The sequence below is a fragment of the Daejeonella sp. genome, assembly GCF_049655485.1.
GTDB lineage: Bacteria > Bacteroidota > Bacteroidia > Sphingobacteriales > Sphingobacteriaceae > Daejeonella.
In genome coordinates, this window is record NZ_JBASJU010000336.1 from 1 (window position 1) to 3459 (window position 3459).

The window sequence follows — 3459 nt, forward strand, 5'->3', positions numbered from 1 at the left end:
TTTATCATCGGGGCACTGACCATGCTTACCGTTCCCAGTATATCCACATGGATCGTTTCCACCTCTGGTATTACCTCCGCTGCTTCTTCAATGGGTAGAGGAGCATCCAATATGTCCCGCATGATGACCCGCATGATTACTAAAGCATAACACATTATTCTTTAACTCCGATTTGGCTGCTCTAACGGGTGGCCATTTATTTTAAATCCAATCTCGATGATCATCAAAAATATTGAAAGTAAGGTCAGGCTGGCCACATTCCTATCTGCGGGCAGTTTCTTTACGGCTATTATTATGGTATTAATTGTCTGCTTTTTTGCCTACAAACAGGTAGCCGATGCCCGTAAAAGTGTTTACCTTCTGGATGCAAACAGCGTTCCGCTTTTGGCCAGGCAAACGGATGTACAGATGAACCGGGCGGCAGAATACCGGGCACATATTAATCTGTTTCACACCCTCTTCTTTAATCTTACTCCCGACGATAAGTTTATTGAATATCAGATGAAGCAGGCCATGTACCTGATTGATGAAAGCGGTGCTGCCCAATATAATAACTTAAAGGAAAAGGGATATTTTAATTCGATCCTTTCCTCAAGTGCTGTACTTACTGTCCGTACAGACTCCATTTATGTGGATGAAGCAAAAAAGCACTTCCGCTATTACGGTACGCAAAAGATAGACCGCAGAAGTTCAACCATAATACGCTCTCTAATTACCGAAGGCTACCTAAGTGATCTTAAAAAACGATCGGACAATAATCCGCATGCCGTACTGATTACGCGCTGGAAAACTTTGGAAAACAAAGACCTTGAAAATGTCCAGAAAAGCAATTTCTGAACAGGATAACCAGGTTACTCTGTTCAGTGAACTAAGAAAAGAATTCGCAGGGTACTTTACCCTGCTTTCACAGCGACGAAACCAGTTTTTGCAAAGATATCCAAGGCAAGTTTTTATGGGTATGCTGATCTGCCTCGTCATCTCTGTTGTGCTTGCATTTTCGGTAATGCGTCAGAAGAAGGCATCAACCCCATCAGGGATTGGGAAGGCCGGAGCCGAGATGACTTCCGGGTTGGGACAGATACTAAATACCGGCACTGCCTTGAAAGAAATACTGGAGCTGCAAAGTCAAGTTGAAATTATTCTTAAAAAAGACAGCCTGAATCAGGCCGATAGCCTTTTGTTAAAAGCGGCATTCGAAAGGCTGGAATCCATTAACAAAAAATTAAACCCCAAGCCATGAAGATAGATTTTAAAAAGCCACGGTACATTATACCGCTGATTATACTGCCTTTTGTGTGCATTTTCTTTTATGTCTATAAGAGCAGCTTTGGTAAAGAAACACCACCACAAGCAGGTAAAGACTCCCTGCAAGTAAACCTTGCCGGTGTATCTGATCAGGTCAGAAACCAGGCGCTAACAGATAAGCTGGATGCTTACCGTAATGAGTATAAAAAAGCAGATGGTTATACTGCTATCGGGCAGATTCAGGAAGAGCAGGCAAGTAATCAGGATCCAAATTCTTTATATAATGATAAAGAAAAGCGAATGCTTGACTCTATCGAAAAAGCCATGAACCGAAAATATGGAATGGCCTCACAGGAAAGGCCAATCGGTTCCAATACTAATTTTCCAGATGCTTCCCTCCCGATCAGGAAGTTAAGATCGCCAGAACAGCAGGATAAGGCTCTCGCAGAAGCTTTGGCAAAAATGAACCAACATCCTCCGGTTACCGGTTATCGCCAGACTGCACCTGAACAAACAGATCCTATGCAGCTATTCCGACAGCAAATGGCTTTAGTTGATAGTATGGGGAAAGCCAATGACCCCGATTACAAGGAAAAGCAGCAGCAGAAGCAACAAGCCGAGCTGTTGGAAAAAGACTTGAAGAGTAAGAAAAAATTGTCTGTCAGTAAATCTGATGCTAATGCCCATGTATTTAACACCATAAGTGCCGATCAAAGCGAAACTTTTATTACTGCGATCATTGACCAGGACATTACCGGCTATGCAGGCTCACGTTTAAGGATCCGCTTATTGGAGGATATGATGGCGGGACGCTTTTTGGTTAAAAAAGGCACTTATTTGTTTGCCCAGATCTCCGGTTTTAGTGGCCAGCGGGTTAACCTTACCATTACCACGATCATGCAGGGAAAAAATATCCTGCCCGTAAAACTGGATGTTTATGACAACGATGGGCTTCCGGGCCTGTATGTCCCGGCCTCAGCTTTCAGGGAATTTACCAGGGAATTAGGCGGCAGTACCAGCCAGGGCATTACGCTTCAACAACAAGCTGAAAATAACAATCAATTGGTTATGAGTATGGTTCAGAAAATGTTTCAGTCAACAACAACCGCTGTTAGCAAACTGATTCGCCAGAATAAAGCAAAGCTCAAATATAACACGATAGTCTACCTCATAGATCCCGACGAATTGAAAGCCAATCAAAACAACTATTAAATCTTTTTTTATGAAAACGATATATGTCATTTTACTGGTTGTGTTCAGCCTGTTCCAGGAAGTGTATGCACAAAGCGTACCTGGTATCTACCGAAAAGACTTGCCGGATATTTTTATTAGCGAGGGAATTTCACTTCATTTTATTTCGCCGGAACCTATTATTTATGTAGATATATCTACATCGGGGATAGCAGGCGATCTGCCAGTTAAGAACATACTTCGGATAAAAATTAAAACTGATTCCCTGAATGTTGAGGCAGGCTATATTGGCGTGGTTACCATTATAGGAGAAAGCTTTATCGCACAATATAACCTTCGGTATGCAGGTGTTCTGCATCCAGTGATTAGTTCGAAAGTGCAAATTTTACCAGAGCAAATGAGTCCATTGGACGTGCCAGGTATTAGCCTGACAGGACAGGAAATGAAAGGCTATGCTTTGGCAATATTAAAAGATCACAGCAGGTTTATTGTAAGGAAAGAAAATGCTTACGGGCTTAAAGCCACGCTGAACCATGTTTACACCATAGGCGATGATATATTCCTGGACTTAACGTATAAGAATGAGACGAACCTGGCTTACGATATCGATGAGCTGCGTTTCAAAATTGAGGATAAGAAGATTAATAAAGCTACGAACGTACAATCAATAGAAATTAAACCAATCTGGCAGCTTTATCCCGGAACCAGTTTCAAAAAAATCTTCCGAAATATTTATGTGCTTAAAAAGGTTACGTTCCCTGAAAACAAGGTGCTGAACATCGAGCTCACTGAAAAACAACTCTCCGGAAGGGTGATTACCCTTCCGGTAAAATACAAGGATATCCTGAAGGCAGATACATTCTGAATCCAACATCAAGAAATCATGGATACAAACCCCTTTAATATCTACCTGCCCAAAGTGGTAATCGGCGAACTGGGCGTGGTCTTCCTGATCGATGCTCCGCAGCGTACGCTTATTCAGAATGGAACTTTTCCGCCTAATACCATCGCACTCGACAAGCT

General features: G+C 42.3%; 4 protein-coding genes. All 4 read left to right on the top strand.

What is annotated here, in order from left to right; all coding sequences use genetic code 11:
* The first annotated feature begins 216 nt into the window (after positions 1-216).
* The 4 genes from traK to traN are packed head-to-tail and all read left to right on the top strand — an operon-like array spanning position 217 to position 3301.
* On the top strand, positions 217-837 hold the full coding sequence (traK, locus tag WBJ10_RS13665) for a conjugative transposon protein TraK (RefSeq protein ID WP_424291221.1): 621 nt from the start codon (positions 217-219) through the stop codon (positions 835-837).
* Positions 815-1240, top strand: a complete 426-nt coding sequence (locus WBJ10_RS13670) for a hypothetical protein (protein WP_276348969.1) — start codon at positions 815-817, stop codon at positions 1238-1240. The genes traK and WBJ10_RS13670 overlap by 23 nt, the downstream gene beginning before the upstream one ends.
* Positions 1237-2457: a conjugative transposon protein TraM gene (traM, locus tag WBJ10_RS13675; protein WP_276348970.1), complete on the top strand. Its 1221-nt coding sequence runs from the start codon at positions 1237-1239 to the stop codon at positions 2455-2457. The genes WBJ10_RS13670 and traM overlap by 4 nt, the downstream gene beginning before the upstream one ends.
* A gap of 10 nt (positions 2458-2467) precedes the next feature.
* Entirely contained in the window at positions 2468-3301 is an 834-nt protein-coding gene (traN, locus tag WBJ10_RS13680) for a conjugative transposon protein TraN (RefSeq protein WP_424291223.1), read from the top strand.
* Positions 3302-3459 lie beyond the last annotated feature (158 nt).

Excerpts from the sequence above, each read along its gene's own strand:
- traK (WP_424291221.1), top strand. The coding sequence starts at position 217 with ATGATCATCAAAAATATTGAAAGTAAGGTCAGGCTGGCCACATTCCTA.
- WBJ10_RS13670 (WP_276348969.1), top strand. The coding sequence starts at position 815 with ATGTCCAGAAAAGCAATTTCTGAACAGGATAACCAGGTTACTCTGTTC.
- traM (WP_276348970.1), top strand. The coding sequence starts at position 1,237 with ATGAAGATAGATTTTAAAAAGCCACGGTACATTATACCGCTGATTATA.
- traN (WP_424291223.1), top strand. The coding sequence starts at position 2,468 with ATGAAAACGATATATGTCATTTTACTGGTTGTGTTCAGCCTGTTCCAG.